Annotated in this window: 16 protein-coding genes; 6 read left to right on the plus strand and 10 right to left on the minus strand. The window is 42.3% G+C overall.

Annotation, left to right across the window (positions count from 1 at the left end; all coding sequences use genetic code 11):
* Nucleotides 1–36 precede the first annotated feature (36 nt).
* The 7 genes from NMG88_RS16460 to gcvT all read right to left on the minus strand — a co-directional run bounded on the left by NMG88_RS16460 (nucleotide 37) and on the right by gcvT (nucleotide 7,741).
* Nucleotides 37–1,194 (minus strand): anhydro-N-acetylmuramic acid kinase, encoded by a 1,158-nt coding sequence (locus tag NMG88_RS16460; RefSeq protein WP_254035629.1) that lies wholly within the window; start codon nucleotides 1,192–1,194, stop codon nucleotides 37–39.
* 18 nt (nucleotides 1,195–1,212) lie between these two features.
* Nucleotides 1,213–1,938: a PP2C family protein-serine/threonine phosphatase gene (locus tag NMG88_RS16465; RefSeq protein ID WP_026785320.1), complete on the minus strand. Its 726-nt coding sequence runs from the start codon at nucleotides 1,936–1,938 to the stop codon at nucleotides 1,213–1,215.
* Nucleotides 1,939–2,056: 118 nt separating this feature from the next.
* Complete coding sequence (locus NMG88_RS16470; RefSeq protein ID WP_430203666.1) at nucleotides 2,057–3,820, minus strand: ABC1 kinase family protein; 1,764 nt, start codon at nucleotides 3,818–3,820, stop codon at nucleotides 2,057–2,059.
* A 56-nt stretch (nucleotides 3,821–3,876) separates the two neighbouring features.
* Nucleotides 3,877–4,194, minus strand: coding sequence for a DUF6825 family protein (locus NMG88_RS16475; RefSeq protein ID WP_042153989.1), 318 nt, complete (start codon nucleotides 4,192–4,194; stop codon nucleotides 3,877–3,879).
* Nucleotides 4,195–4,868: 674 nt separating this feature from the next.
* The gene (locus tag NMG88_RS16480) at nucleotides 4,869–5,588 is read right to left on the minus strand and encodes a Uma2 family endonuclease (protein WP_042153988.1); all 720 of its coding nucleotides are present in this window, start codon (nucleotides 5,586–5,588) and stop codon (nucleotides 4,869–4,871) included.
* 51 nt (nucleotides 5,589–5,639) lie between these two features.
* Nucleotides 5,640–6,548 (minus strand): 30S ribosomal protein S6--L-glutamate ligase, encoded by a 909-nt coding sequence (rimK, locus tag NMG88_RS16485; RefSeq protein ID WP_042153986.1) that lies wholly within the window; start codon nucleotides 6,546–6,548, stop codon nucleotides 5,640–5,642.
* 62 nt (nucleotides 6,549–6,610) lie between these two features.
* Complete coding sequence (gene gcvT / locus NMG88_RS16490; protein ID WP_235751423.1) at nucleotides 6,611–7,741, minus strand: glycine cleavage system aminomethyltransferase GcvT; 1,131 nt, start codon at nucleotides 7,739–7,741, stop codon at nucleotides 6,611–6,613.
* A gap of 174 nt (nucleotides 7,742–7,915) precedes the next feature.
* On the opposite strand from gcvT, the gene rseP reads away from it, so the two are divergent.
* From rseP to NMG88_RS16515, 5 genes are all read left to right on the plus strand, one after another.
* Complete coding sequence (rseP, locus tag NMG88_RS16495) at nucleotides 7,916–9,019, plus strand: RIP metalloprotease RseP (protein WP_042153983.1); 1,104 nt, start codon at nucleotides 7,916–7,918, stop codon at nucleotides 9,017–9,019.
* A 9-nt stretch (nucleotides 9,020–9,028) separates the two neighbouring features.
* Nucleotides 9,029–9,748 carry an endonuclease III gene (gene nth / locus NMG88_RS16500; RefSeq protein WP_042153981.1) on the plus strand — a complete coding sequence of 240 codons (720 nt, stop codon included), beginning with the start codon at nucleotides 9,029–9,031 and terminating at the stop codon, nucleotides 9,746–9,748.
* Between the two features lies 1 nt (nucleotide 9,749).
* Nucleotides 9,750–10,052, plus strand: a complete 303-nt coding sequence (gene rpsN / locus NMG88_RS16505) for a 30S ribosomal protein S14 (RefSeq protein ID WP_026785328.1) — start codon at nucleotides 9,750–9,752, stop codon at nucleotides 10,050–10,052.
* 306 nt (nucleotides 10,053–10,358) lie between these two features.
* Nucleotides 10,359–11,231 carry an SDR family oxidoreductase gene (locus tag NMG88_RS16510; RefSeq protein ID WP_235751422.1) on the plus strand — a complete coding sequence of 291 codons (873 nt, stop codon included), beginning with the start codon at nucleotides 10,359–10,361 and terminating at the stop codon, nucleotides 11,229–11,231.
* A 109-nt stretch (nucleotides 11,232–11,340) separates the two neighbouring features.
* Entirely contained in the window at nucleotides 11,341–12,399 is a 1,059-nt protein-coding gene (locus NMG88_RS16515; RefSeq protein ID WP_227381598.1) for an NAD(P)-dependent alcohol dehydrogenase, read from the plus strand.
* A gap of 110 nt (nucleotides 12,400–12,509) precedes the next feature.
* Here NMG88_RS16515 and NMG88_RS16520 read toward each other — a convergent pair whose 3' ends face one another.
* A complete protein-coding gene (locus NMG88_RS16520; RefSeq protein ID WP_254035630.1) occupies nucleotides 12,510–13,091 on the minus strand; it encodes an NADPH-dependent FMN reductase in 582 nt (193 codons plus the stop codon).
* 13 nt (nucleotides 13,092–13,104) lie between these two features.
* A complete protein-coding gene (locus NMG88_RS16525; protein ID WP_042153975.1) occupies nucleotides 13,105–14,055 on the minus strand; it encodes a thermonuclease family protein in 951 nt (316 codons plus the stop codon).
* Between the two features lie 254 nt (nucleotides 14,056–14,309).
* Between NMG88_RS16525 and NMG88_RS16530 the strand changes: the two genes are divergently transcribed.
* The gene (locus NMG88_RS16530) at nucleotides 14,310–14,885 is read left to right on the plus strand and encodes a Uma2 family endonuclease (RefSeq protein WP_026785339.1); all 576 of its coding nucleotides are present in this window, start codon (nucleotides 14,310–14,312) and stop codon (nucleotides 14,883–14,885) included.
* Here NMG88_RS16530 and NMG88_RS22825 read toward each other — a convergent pair.
* The gene (locus NMG88_RS22825) at nucleotides 14,882–15,088 is read right to left on the minus strand and encodes a hypothetical protein (protein WP_488168652.1); all 207 of its coding nucleotides are present in this window, start codon (nucleotides 15,086–15,088) and stop codon (nucleotides 14,882–14,884) included. The two genes, NMG88_RS16530 and NMG88_RS22825, sit on opposite strands and share 4 nt — an antisense overlap.
* Nucleotides 15,089–15,160 lie beyond the last annotated feature (72 nt).

Here is a 15,160-nt window from a genome sequence, read left to right on the forward strand (position 1 = left end):
CTTTATTTGCACCAAGATTGAAAAAATTTTGTCGATTTAAGTTATTGATTGGGATCGTATCACATTAGGAGTAAAGACCGGGTGAATTTCTCCCAATAAAACCTCTGAAACCGCGCCCGTTACCGAAGGTAAATTTCCCGGAATTTCTAATAGTCGCCAATAGGCTAAAACCGCAAAAGCGATCGCTTCTTTAAAATCAGCATTTAAGCCTAGTTCAGAAGTGGAAAAAACTGGAATTGGGGCGAATAAAGTTTGTAAACGCTGTTGTAAATAGTGGTTATGGCTACCTCCCCCACATAATAAAATCTGATCGGGTAATTCCGGTAAAAATTGACAATAACTGTGATGAATTGAAACGACGGTTAATTCCGTTAAGGTAGCTAAAATATCCGCCGGACTTAAATTATAGGGTTCAGCTTCCCTTAAACAACGTTGCCAATAGTCCACCCCAAATAATTCCCGTCCCGTCGATTTCGGGGGCGGTTGTTGAAAAAAATCCTGCTGTAACCACCCTTCAACTAGGGCGATGCAGGGGGTTCCCGTCGCCGCCCAAGCCCCGTCCCGGTCGTATGTTTGAGCGCCCGCAGAAAAATACTGTACGGCCAAATCTATTAAGGCATTTCCCGGCCCAGTGTCCCAGCCTAAAATCTGGTTATCGGTTTTCGGGACATAGGTGACATTGCCAATACCCCCCAAATTTTGAATGCAGCGATCATAGTGGGGATGGCGGAGGAAATAGGTATCGAGAATCGGAACTAGGGGGGCACCGTGACCTCCGGCGGCGATATCCGCGACCCGAAAATTACTGACGGTGGTTAAACCCGTTAACTGGGCGATTAGCTCTCCCCGTCCCAATTGCAGACTGTAACCGAGTTGATGATTTTGTGGGGGACGATGAAATACAGTTTGACCGTGGGAGCCAATCAGTTCCGCAGGTTCAGAGGACTGTTGTAAACTTAAGGCAGCATCGGCAAAAACCGTGGCGATCGCATCATCTAATTCAGCCAGTTCGGGCATGGATAGAGACTTTCCAGCACATACGTCCAAAATTTGTGATCGCAAGTCCACCGGATAGGGGAGGGTTGTCCCAGCCAGCAATTCTAAATGCCAATCCCCTGGGGAACCCGAAATCTCCACCAGGGCCCCGTCAATCCCATCCACTGAAGTTCCACTAATCAAACCAATCACACGCATGGGATTAACTATGATAGTTCACTCAATCGCGACCACAATCACCGTAATATTATCCTTCCCCTCCCGATCTTTAGCCGCTTTAATTAAAGCCGTAGCTGCGGTATCGCAAGCTCGAATTGATTTCAGGTTGGAAGCAATCACCCCGTCCGAGAGTTCTTCGGTCAAGCCATCACTACATAACAATAGGCGATCTCCCGACTGGACATCCATCTGATCAATCTCAATTTCCGAGAGATCTTCGCGTCCCAAACACTGGGATAAAACATGACGCCAAGGATGGGTGCGAGCCTCATCTTGCTTGAGACGGGAGGACTTAACCGCTTGAGCTACCCAAGTCTGATCTTCTGTAATTTGTTCTAATTGATGTCCCCGTAAACGATATAAACGGGAATCCCCCACATTCGCAAACCAAGGACTATCGGGATCTCGGAATAAAGCCACAACCGCCGTTGTTCCCATGTCTGAGCGTTCAGGATGTTGTTGCTGATCCTCTAAAAGTGCTTTATTGGCGGCGACAAAGGCATTTTTGAGGATAGTTTGGGATGCTTCAGAACTATCCCAATGCTCAAGAATATGTTCTTTAATGGTTTTAGTAGCAATCAGACTGGCTTCCTGGCCGCCTGCGTGTCCACCCATGCCATCGGCGACAATAAAAAAACGGCCATCAGGATCAATATAGTAAGCATCTTGGTTGACGTTACGAACATTGCCCGTATCCGTCATTCCAGCAAAATAACGTTTCATAAACAAGTTAAAGATTGACCTCTAGCTCCCAAGCGGATTGGGTTATCAAATTTTCTTATATCCACCCCTGGGGATCACTGCAAAGCTTTACAAGACAGATGACGAGTACAGGAGACATTTACATCATCCGATCCAAGCGATCAATCCGGCGTAACAGCCTTAAGAAAGCAATCCCCAGAGCAACAGCTAAGAATACTACAAACAGAGCTAATCCCACTTTATCACTAATGAATAACAGTGTCGCCGATAGAGTCAAGGCAGCGATCAAGACGGTGTAATTCGTCCCCATTTGCACATTACTCATCCGTCTTAATGCCCGGTCGGTTTCCGCTAGACGAACCCGCATTCGCAGATCTCCTTGTTCAAGTTTTTCCAGGGTATCTTCAATGCGTCCTGGTAAACCGAAGGCCGATGAACCGACTTGAACCGCTTGGCGACTGAATTCATTAAAAATACTATTGGCAGTATTGGGAAGATTTCCATTAGACATAAGCTGCATGGCAAAAGGCTGTGCCACCTCCATAAAGTTAAATTCGGGGTCGAGTCCTTTTCCGACTCCTTCTAAAGTGGAAAATGCCCGCATCACAAAGGTAAAGGTTGCGGGAAAACGAAACGGTTGGTCATAAGCAATTTCGTACAAATCATCACTAATGGAGGCAATGGATTGATTTTCAAAGGGTTGATCCATAAAGTTGTCCAGCATATACTGAACCGACCGACGCACTGGCCCGATATCTCCGGTGGGGGCGATCGCTCCCATGGCAATTAAGGATTTAACCACCCGATCACCATCTTTTTGAGTAATTCCAAATAGGGTTTCCATGAGTTTTTCCCGCAGATTGGAGGTAATTTGTCCCATCATGCCAAAATCATAGAAAATCAATTCTCCCCCAGGACTCACCGCAATATTACCCGGGTGGGGATCGGCATGGAAAAATCCATGGTTGAGGAGTTGTTCTAAATAGGCTTTTGCCCCCATTTGTGCGAGTTCTTTGCGATCAAGTCCCGATGCTTCTAAGGCTTCATAATTACTAATTTTAATCCCCGGAAGATATTCTAAAGTTAGGACTCGGGGGGACGTATATTGCCAAGAAACCCTGGGGACTTTTACCCAATCAAAACTACGAAAATTCCGCCTAAATGTATCGGCATTTCGACCTTCATTCAGGTAGTCTATTTCTAACCATAAAATCCGACAACATTCGTCATAAATTCCCACCCAATCTCGACCTTTTCCCCACCGAGGATGATTTTGGAAATAACGAGCAATGCCTCGCAAAATCGCTAAATCAATTTCAAATAATTTTTTTAGTCCGGGGCGCTGAACCTTAACCACCACGTCTGCACCCGAATGGAGTTGGGCTCTATGAACTTGGCCCAAACTGGCGGCAGCTAAGGGAATTGGGTCAAAATTCTGGAATAAATTTTGAACGGTTTTACCCAGATCTTCTTGAATAATTTCTTCACTTTGTTCATAGCTAAAAGCCGGAACTTTATCTTGGAGTTTGGAAAGTTCTTCTACATATTCAACGGGGAATAAATCAGCCCGGGTGGAAAACAATTGTCCGACTTTAATAAAAGTTGGCCCTAAATCTAAAAATGTTTCCCTTACCCAAATTGCTTGCGCTCGACGACGAGCATTTTTTTTATCTTCGGTAAAACCGCCCCAGTAACTCCATTTTTTACCATCGACCCACAACCAAGTTAACCACGTCAGAACAAACGTCCAAATGTCAATAAAACGTCGTTGACGGGAATAATTTTTGCGGTTCCAACGGTAGGCTTTTCCCCCATAATTTTTGCCCGGAGGAGTGACTAAAGGCGGATTTATTCGTTGTTCTGAACCAGAACCCCGAACTGAATTATCAACAGGAACTGACACAACCGTTTCCACAATGAAGTTAACCCAATAAGCGCGTATTTTGACTACAAAAGAGTTTAAACGGTACGATTACGGTACTGTTGCAGTTCGGAGCGTAATTGCGCAACTTCGGCCCGCAGTTCGTCAATAGTGGCCTGTAAGTCTACGGGTTCACTGTTAGATGCGGGAAAGTTACTATCGCCAACAACGGTTGCCACTTCTTGGGTGGCGCGTTCCATCACCTGTTGGGTAAATGAGCGTAGATGTTCTTTCTGTTCGGCCTCAAATTTTCCGAGTTCACTCAAAGCGTTGGTCAGACTATTTCCCAGTTGTTCGTATAGTCCTTCAGCTAAGGCACGGCCTACAAAAAACGAATTCACGGCGGGTTTACTCATAAAACTTAAGTTTTGCTAACTAATGTTGGTCGAAGGAGGCTTTACAGCCACCAACTCCCTTACAAAACCGTGCTTGCGACTTTCACCGCACACGGCTCCTAATGAAGTCTTAGTAAGTATTTACATAGAAAATCTTACCTTTTATAGAAGGTACGGAACCCTTCTATCTATTCCCCTTGTTCTTTTGAACGCAGTGTATCAAATCATTTCACTACTCAATTTTTATGATAGTTCAAGCCGGATGTTCACTTGCGTTATTCTTGGGCAATTGGCTAGAGAACTGCTTAGGTATTTGACTTATACCCGATTTCCCGTTATATCCAGCTTCAGAGTTTTGATAATCAGTCTGGCTCTGTGGATATTGCCGAATCTCTTTGGTACGGTAATCTGTACCATTGACTTCGAGATTGACCTTCCTTTAAGGTCACATTTTCAAAGTTAAGACGGGCTTGATTGGATTTATTAATGGATTTAACTCCGTATACCAATTGTCTAAACCTATCTCCCTGCTTACGTTTCGGGTTTTGACCCTATACTTTGGCAGGAACGTCTCGCACTCCGTAACAAATTATAACCTGCCTTTCTCATCTTAAGGGTTTTGTTTGGGTAAAAACACCTCTGTAGAGAGGTTGTATACAACTAAATTAGACTTTTCATGCAACGTCTCTACTACATTAGTCGGGATTAATTCCTAATGCTCGGAGTCTTTCTGCTAAACGTTCAGCCCGTTGGTGTTCGGTTTCAGCCCGTTGGTGTTCGGTTTCAGCCCGTTGACGTTCGGTTTCAGCTAAGATTTGAGATTGAAGTGCGGCTTCTTGTGGGGTGGCAATTAATTCCCCGGCTGCACTAAAATAACGCAATTGATTGTGATAAATTCCCAAATATAATCCTAATACATGACTCCATAATAACCCCGATTCATTCAGTAAAATGGGTTCATACTCCTCACCACTTAAGCGAAATCCAGCTAACTCTAAATCTTCGGGAGAAAACCAGAAATATTCCGGGGTTCTAAACCGATTTTGATACAGATTTTTCTTTTCTCCTCGATCAATTTTTGCTGTAGAATCCGAGAGTAATTCTATAATTATATCGGGATATTTACCATCTTCTTGCCAGACAACCCAAGAGCGACGAGGACGTTTTGCCGTATTTTTAGCAACAAAAAAGTCTGGGCCTCTAAACTCTCGATTTTTGAGTTGTTGTTGACTATAATAAATAGTTAAATTGGCTCCAATAAAATAATCCTCTCGATCTCGCCAGAGCCAATCTAAACAAGAAGCTAACAAGGCTAATTGTAAATAATGTAAAGAACTTTCCATTTCCGGTTCATCACTTTCTAATTGACTCGTATCCGGCATTAAATCTGCGATTTGTTGGGCTGTGAGTGCCATTGTATTTACCTCCGTTGTTAATAATTTTAACAGACAATCAGAACATTTATTTCATTTTTTATTCTCCATTTTTTGTGTTTTTCTTTTCATCGCATTTTTCTCCAAACATTCAATAATTTTATCGGAAATATCAATACCCGTAACGGTTTCAATTCCCTCCAGTCCAGGGGATGAATTCACCTCTAAAACCAATGGCCCTTGATGGGAACGAATCAAATCAACTCCTGCTAATTTTAATCCCATCACTTTTGCGGATTTAATCGCCATATTTCGTTCTTCTGCGGTTAATTTAACATTTTCTGCTTTCCCACCTCGATGTAAATTAGCGCGAAATTCTCCAGGGTTACTGATGCGTTTCATTGTCGCCACAACTTTATCACCAATCACTAAACAGCGTAAATCTTCCCCATCCGCTTCAGGAATAAATTCCTGAACTAAAACATCAATATTTAACCCTTGAAACGCTTCAATAATCGATTTAGCCGATTGATAAGTGTCAGCTAAAATTACCCCCATCCCTTGAGTTCCTTCCAATAATTTAATAATTAAAGGCGCACCCCCCACCTGTTGAATTAAACTATCAATATCCTTAATATAAGTAGTAAATCCGGTTTTAGGTAAATGAATCCCTTCTTTAGCTAAACTTTGTAACGCATTTAATTTATCACGGGAACGAGCAATAGCTTGGGATTCATTCAAAGTCAATATTCCCATTAGTTCAAATTGACGGACAATCACCGTTCCATAAAAGGTTTTTGACGCGCCAATTCTGGGAATAATTGCATCAAATTCTTTTAAATATCTGCCTTCATAAATCACAGTGGGACTCTGGGAACTCAGTGAAATATGACATCTTAAATAATCAATAATTTCTATCTCATGCCCCCGTTGTTCCCCTGCTTGCCTGATTCTTCTAGTAGAATATAGGGAACCATCCTGGGATAAGATTGCAATTTTCATAAATAAACTTTGTTGTTGGGCTTTAGCCCCTCCTAAGAGCGCTAAAGCGCAACAACGAGGGCTTAGGTTTTTGGGTTTTTGGGACGATTAGGAGAACGATAGAAGGGACGTTTAACCACCGTTGCTGGGTAGGTTTTGCCCCGAATTTCAATATCTAAAGATTGACCAATTTTGGATAATGCTGTGGGAACATAGGCCATAGAAATGGCTTTTCCTAACGTTGGTGATAGAGTTCCACTGGTAATTTCTCCCACGGTTTGACCATTAAATAAAACCGGATATCCGTGACGAGCAATATGGCGTCCTTGCATTTCTAAACCGACTAATTTTTGAGTTACTCCGGCAGCTTTTTGCTGTTCTAAAGCTTGACGACCAATAAATTTTCCTTTAGTTTCCCAATGAATAATCCAATTTAAACCCGCTTCTAAGGGAGTTGTAGTTAAACTAATATCTTGTCCATATAAAGCCATTGCCGCTTCTAAACGCAGGGTATCTCTAGCACCTAAACCACAGGGAATTACCCCCGCAGTGGCTAAACTTTTCCATAATTCCACACCAACAGAAGGAGCAACCATCACTTCAAAACCATCTTCTCCGGTGTATCCGGTGCGGGCGATGAAGGCTGGTTTTCCGAGTACGGTGGTGGTAATATGACCAAAAAATTTAACTTGAGAAAGACTATCCCCGACAAAAGGCTGTAATGTGGCTTCAGCCTGGGGCCCTTGAACCGCTAATAGGACTTTATCTCGCGATAAGTCTTCTAATACTATCGCCTGATCCTCAATATGGGCAATGATCCAAGCCTTATCTCTGGATTTTGTCGCCGCATTCACAATCATTACCCCTTGCGGCAGATTCGTTACCGGGTCAATCCCCTGATCATAAAAAATAATATCGTCTAAAATTCCCCCCTGGGCATTTAAGAGGGCGCTATATTGGGCTTCACCTGGCTGTAAACGGCTCAAATCCGAAGGGACAAGGGATTGTAAGGCTTCGATGAGTTTTTCCCCACGCAGAATAAATTTGCCCATGTGGGAGATATCAAACATTCCCACCGCTTGACGGACAGCTTCATGTTCTCGGTTAATTCCGCTAAATTGAACCGCCATTTCCCAACCTGCGAAGGGCACCATGCGGCCATTCAGTTCAACGGAGACGTTATACAGGGGAGTATGAGAAAGGGTCGTTGTCATGTTCAGTATCAGGTTTCGGTTTTCGGGTGACGATGGGTTTTTGGGTCAATCGTTGAATTTCTCCCGTTGTGATTATCATACTACCGTTGTTAAACCAATTCTTAATACCCAACAACTGAGTTCTGATATTAGAATGGTTAGAACCGCTCAATTGTAGTTTTACAGGATTTATTCATGTCAATATTGGCAGCGATCGCCGTTCTTGCAGTATTAATTTTTGTTCATGAACTGGGGCATTTTTTAGCCGCCCGTCTCCAACATATCCATGTTAATCGTTTTTCGATTGGCTTTGGCCCGATATTATGGAAATATCAAGGGTCAGAAACCGAGTATGCAATTCGAGGTTTACCCTTGGGGGGATATGTGGGGTTTCCCGATGATGATCCTGAGAGTACGATTCCTAAAAATGATCCGAATTTACTGAGTAATCGTCCCGTTTTAGATCGGGCGATTGTGATTAGTGCGGGGGTAATTGCTAATTTGATTTTTGCCTATTTTTTATTGGTGACTCAAATTGGAATTATTGGGGTTCCTAGTTTTAACCCGGAACCGGGGGTGAAAGTTGCAGAAGTTACTCAAAATGTCAGTTCTGCGGCCAACCGAGCCGGAATTGAATCTAAAGATATTATTTTGGCTGTAGATGGTCAGGAATTAGGGGCTTCTGAAACTTCAATTAAAACCTTGATTGAAGCCATTAAAACCCATCCAAATCAACCTTTATCAGTACAGATTAAAAGACAGGATCAACTGGTATCTGTTAACCTGGTTCCCGATTTAGCAAGTGATGGGAAAGGTCGGATTGGAGTACAGTTAACCGCGAATGGCACGATTGTTCGTCATCGGGCTGCGAACCCAATTGAGGCATTAAGTAAGGGTGCAACGGAATTTCAACGGATTATTAACTTAACTGCATCTGGTTTCGGACAACTAATTAGTCGATTTAGTGAAACCGCAGAACAGTTATCTGGCCCGGTGGGAATTGTCAAATTTGGGGCCGATATTGCCCGTTCTGATCCGTGGAATTTACTGCAATTTGCGGCGTTAATTAGTATTAACTTAGCCTTCATTAATATTCTACCCCTTCCGGCTTTAGATGGCGGTCAGTTAGCCTTTTTGTTATTTGAAGCCCTGAGTGGTAAACCCTTACCTGAGAAAATTCAAGAAAATGTGATGCAAACGGGTTTGATGTTGTTATTAGGATTAGGGGTTTTCTTGATTATTCGAGATACGATTAATCTTACGGATTTAGGTTGGGTGCGATCGCTATTTCAACAGTAAATAATTAATATGGTGACTCAGAAAAAGCGTAACCCAAAACAACGCGCCTTGGAAATTTTATTACGACTAAAACGCTTGTATCCCGATGCAACCTGTAGTTTAAATTATCAAACTCCGGTGCAATTATTAGTCGCCACAATTCTATCGGCTCAATGCACAGATGAACGGGTAAATCAAGTGACTCCGGCTCTATTTGCTCGGTTTCCCGACGCCCAAAGTTTAGCCAAAGCCGATATTACGGAACTGGAAACCCTAGTCAGGTCAACGGGGTTCTATCGGAACAAAGCCCGCCATATACAAGGCTCCTGTCAACTGTTGGCGGAAAAATACGGGGGACAACCGCCAAAAGTGATGGAACAACTCTTAGAACTCCCAGGGGTAGCTCGTAAGACCGCTAACGTGGTGTTAGCCCATGGCTATGGGATTAATATGGGGGTGACGGTGGATACCCATGTTAAACGGCTGAGTCAACGGCTAGGACTGACTTCCCATAACGATCCAATTCGGATTGAGCGGGATCTAATGCCTTTGATTCCCCGGGAGGATTGGGAAAATTGGTCAATTCGCTTAATTTATCATGGTCGGGCCGTCTGTACAGCGCGTAGTCCAATGTGTTATAATTGCGAATTGTCTGATTTATGCCCCTCTGCTCAAGGATCAACCGTCCCCAGCGCAGGAAAAAAACTTGGCTTTAGCATAAATAATTATTTACAAGGAGAACAGCCTTAATATGGCTAAAAAAAGCATGATTGAGCGCAATAATAAGCGCAAAAGAACGGTAGAAAAATATGCGGAAAAACGCGCCGATCTGAAAGACCAATTTGAGCAAGCTGGGTCTCAATTGGAAAAAATGGAAATTCACCGCAAAATCCAACAACTCCCCCGCGATAGTTCCAGAACCCGTGTCAGAAACCGTTGCTGGTTAACTGGACGCCCCAGAGGGTTCTATCGGGATTTTGGATTGTCTCGTAACGTTATCCGTGAAATGGCCCACGCAGGATTATTACCCGGTGTGGTTAAGTCCAGTTGGTAATAGATAGGGGCGAGATATCCGACGGTGGGTATCAAATGTCAGCTAAAAATAAGCTATAAAACTGAAAGTTAGTTGATTTTTTCTGATATAACAGGGAACAGCCCCCCAAACCCCCCGTGCACGGGCAGGGCTGTTTCATTTTCCATTGCCAACCCCTAAGACCTAACCCCCCAACCCCCTTCCCTAGTAAGGTTCCAAAAGTAATCCGATACCACCCTTGGCGCAGTCCTTATGCAATGGGTAAGGTTAGAACCGGGGTTCGCCATTCTCCTGTTTCTAAATTTTGCCAACTTAGTCGAATTAATCATGAATAAACTCTTAATTACAGGAGCTAGTGGTTTTTTAGGATGGCATCTTTGCCAACTTTCTCAAACTCAATGGCAAGTCTATGGCTTAACTCATTCTCAAACTATTGATATTTCTAATATTTATCTTTTTAAGACAGATTTAACGGATATTCCAGGATTAAAAAATCTATTTCAAGAAATTAAACCCGATGCGGTTATTCATGCTGCGGCTCAATCTCAACCCAACTTTTGTCAACAGTATCCTGAAATATCCTATCAAATTAATGTTATCGCTTCTTGGGAAATTGCTAAGCTTTGTGCTGAGTTGAATATTCCCTGTGTTTTTACTTCAACGGACTTAGTATTTAATGGTTTAAATCCACCCTATACGGAAACCGATCCCGTATCCCCAATTAGTTATTATGGGGAACAAAAAGTATTAGCTGAACAGGGAATGTTAGAACGCTATCCTCGAACAACTATTTGCAGAATGCCCTTAATGTTTGGGGATGTTCCTAACCATACCACCAGTTTTATTCAGCCTTTTATTAAAACTTTAAAAGCAGGAAAAGAGTTAAATTTATTTGTAGATGAATTTAGAACTCCCGTGGGGGGAAATACCGCAGCTAAGGGATTATTATTAGCCCTAGAAAATATATCAGGAATTTTGCATTTAGGAGGAAAAGAACGGATTTCTCGTTATGAATTTGGCTTACTCATGGCTGATATTTTAGAGCTTCCAAAGCATTTAATTAAACCCTGTTCTCAAGTGGATATTAAAATGTTAGCACCTCGTCCTCCTGATGTTTCTTTAGATAGTTATAAAGCCTTTAATTTAGGATATCAGCCCCGATCAATTCGGGAGGAATTAAGTAGATTAATAGTAGATTAATAATTCTCATGGTAAGCTAGAATCTATAATGCAATACATGAGCGAGAGAATAGATATCAAAAAACAACAATACCATTCGCTAAAAATAAACAAATAGGAGCATCAATTTATGTACAACACGAAAGCTTATTCCGCAGCCAGTGCAACATCAGCGCTGTCCTCCACCCAGATCGGACGACGGGATCTAACCGAACACGACGTACAGATTGAGATCCTTTTCTGCGGTATCTGCCACTCCGACATCCATTCGGTGCGTAACGAGTGGAGCAGCGTCATGCCCACTACCTACCCAATTGTCCCCGGTCATGAGATCGTCGGCCGTGTTACCCAGGTTGGCTCGGCAGTTACGAAGTACAAGCCCGATGACCTCGCTGCGGTTGGTTGCCTGGTTGACTCCGATGGTACTTGCCCCCATTGCCAAGCTAATCTTGAGCAGTTCTGCCCGAACCTAACCTTCACCTTCAACTCTCCCGACAAGCACCTCGGAGGCGTTACTTATGGGGGCTACTCCGATAGTATTGTTGTTGATGAACGCTTCGTTCTACGAGTTCCTACTAACCTCAATCTCCCTGGAGTCGCGCCACTTCTGTGCGCCGGGATTACAACCTACTCACCCCTGCGTCACTGGGGCGTTACTAAAGGTAAGAAAGTTGGCGTGGTCGGTCTTGGTGGGCTCGGTCACATGGGGGTGAAATTTGCTCATGCGTTTGGAGCCCATGTCGTTGTCTTTACGACTTCACCCGATAAGAAAGAAGACGCGCTCCGTCTTGGTGCCGACGAAGTGGTTGTCTCCCGCAACGCCGACGAGATTCAGCAGCACGCTGGCAGTTTCGATTTTATTCTCGATACCGTCTCCGCTAATCACGATATTAACGCCTATCTCAACCTGCTTCGCCTTGACGGTAACATCACCCTTGTCGGTGTCCCGGAGAAACCCCTGGATGTTTCGGCATTCAGCCTGATCATGGCTCGCCGCAGTCTTTCTGGCTCTAGTATCGGTGGGATCGCCGAAACCCAAGAGATGCTCGACTTTTGTGGCAAGCACAACATCACTGCCGATGTCGAAGTTATCCCAATCCAGAAGGTTAACGAAGCCTACGAGCGACTGCTCAAGTCCGATGTGAAGTACCGCTTCTGCATAGATATGGCATCCCTTAAATCTGCATAACCGAGTTGGAAACTCGAAGTGGTTATCCGTTAACAAACTTATCGGGAGTCATGGGTAAGTCTCGCAGGCACTTACCTGTGGCATGATAAATGATAACTGATGACTGAAATTCAAGCTGAAAGTTTAATCAATAAACTTGTAACTTTTGCGCCTAAACTTTCTACATCCTGCTGTTGTTTGGGATCTTTTAAACTTCCATCGGAATTAAAGGCTTCAAAGGCTTGAGAAATAGACCGTTGTTGAGGAATAACTAATACCCCAATACTTTCTAAAATAGCCCGAACATGAACTAACCCGCGCATTCCTCCAAACCCTCCAGTGGAGGCGCTCATAATCGCTGCAATTTTATTATTAAAACAAGCTAATCCGGGTAAATTGGGTTCGGGACGGGATGCCCAATCAATGGCATTTTTTAATAACGGTGTAATCGAACTATTATACTCAGGACAGGCAATTAATAAGCCTTGATGGGCTAACATTAAATCTTTAAATTCACGAACAGCTACCGGAATGCCCTGTTGGGCTTCTAAATCTTCATCAAATAAAGGCATCGGGAAATCCCGTAAATCAATATAGGTGACTTCCACCCCGGCTGTTTTGGCTCCGGCGGCTGCAATTTGGACTAACTTTTTATTATAGGAAGTTTCCTTAGCACTTCCAGCAAAGGCGAGAATTTTGGGAGAATTTACCATGATGGTATCCTAATTATTTCTGCGTATTATTATAAGTTAAAGTTGGGGAATTTGCCAAATTTTTTGCTTGAATAATCGGGCAAAAATCCGATAATTGTTGCAGATGAGTTAGGGTGATTTCAGGTTTATCTCGGTACATGGTCACCTGTCCACTAATATAGACATAACTCCGTCCTAACCCCGTATATCGTTTATTAATTAAATGAATGATAGGAGAATCTTTATTATTACTAGCTTCAGGAATCCATAATTTTAAATTCCGATCTTTTGTTCCAGTATGAATAATCCCACTATTGCCAATCCATTTAGTAATTCCCTCCTGTAAATCACAGAAAATAGTAATAGATTGTTGCTTCATTGCTGCTAATAATATATTAGGATAATCTAAACGCACGGATAACACGCCATTCGGTTGTCCATAGCGACGAAAATCATCCACAATCGCAGCGCGTAACGACCACCAAGGCATTAAAATAGTATAGTTTCTAAAGGCACTACTTTCGTTGGTTTGGCGATTCCAAATCATGCGATTATGGGCTTGGGCATCGGCTTCAGCCCGCATCATTTCTTGATGATATAATCGAGAATTTCCATATTTAATAAAATAAGGACTCCACCCTTCCTTAATTAATTTTAAATTATAATTTTCTCCCTGTTTATGAACATAACAAATTAATCGTCCGTGATGATCTCGATATTTTTCTAAACACACTTCTGCTGGTTCATTGCCATCAAATTCAATATCGACTTTTGTTAAAAAACCATGTTCATTCATAAAATATTGTTGTGCCATTTCTGCGGCGGCAATTCCCGCATTTGTTCGGGGTTTAGAATCATGGTTGAGTATTTCTTCGGTATCCACACAATCGAGTCTTAAAAATTCCCGCTTATCATTGAGTAACACCTTAATGGTGTCCCCATCCACGACTTTTGTGACTTGTAAATTCTTAATCCGAGTTCCCACAATATTTGATTTTCCTTTTCGTTATAATTGATACAATTTCTCTTGGTACTGGCATTAATCGTCGTCGCCATAATACCATAGTTGGTTAAAATTGCATCCTAAATATTGATTAAGATGAAACTTATTAGGTATAATTATTAAAGATGAATGATCCTAACCTGATTTTACAGGTTGTTTTTTACAAATCTGAACTTGACAATGAGCCTGTTAGAGAATGGCTAAAGTCCTTTCAGTTAGACAAGGAGATTTTTCTCATGGCACTGATGACAATAAAAGACTTAGAAAACTTACAAGCAACTCTCTCGGAAGCTGGACAGGATTACCAATTAGAACTTGAAAATGGGAAAATTATCGTTATGGGGCCATCAGATATTATCTCTAGCGAAATAGGTGTCCGTTTAATTGCCTTTCTTTTCGCTTGGGTTGAACCTCGTCGCTTAGGGCGAATATTTGACTCCGCAGGAGGTTTTATCATGCCCGATACTAACTTAAAAGCACCAGATGTTTCTTTTGTTCGTGCATCTCAGCTACAACAAAGTGTCCGATACTTTGCCAAATTAGTTCCAGATTTAGTTGTAGAAATTAAATCTCAAAGTGATCGAGTTAAAACACTAGAAAAAAAACTCAAAAAGTTTTTAGAATTAGGTGCAATTGTGGGAATTTTGATTGACCCTGATGAATTGACTGTTACCGTTTATCGACCGACAGGGGAACCCATTATATTAGCAAATGAAGATATTTTAACTCTACCCGAACTATTTCCCGGTTGGGAATTATCAATTTCTGCATTATGGCCGCCTATTTTCACAGAAGCAGAAGTTGATGATTAAACGAGAGGTTCTATTAAATCAATAATTTGCTCAAATTGATATTGACGCACCAGTTTAGTCAAGATTTTAGCTAAAGCAGCGTCGGTTTCAGGAATTTCTGGAATTAATCTCATGATTTGCTGCTCATCTGCTTCGAGAACTGCTCGATATAATATACGATTTCCTTGATTATCGGCTGAATAAGCTGATTTATAAACTGTGATAAATTTTAAATACTATAAAAAATCTAGGGAAGATCACAAAATCAACACTAATAACTGATAACTAATAACTGA

The sequence above is a fragment of the Planktothrix agardhii genome (assembly GCF_904830935.1).
GTDB classification, from domain to species: Bacteria; Cyanobacteriota; Cyanobacteriia; order Cyanobacteriales; family Microcoleaceae; genus Planktothrix; species Planktothrix agardhii.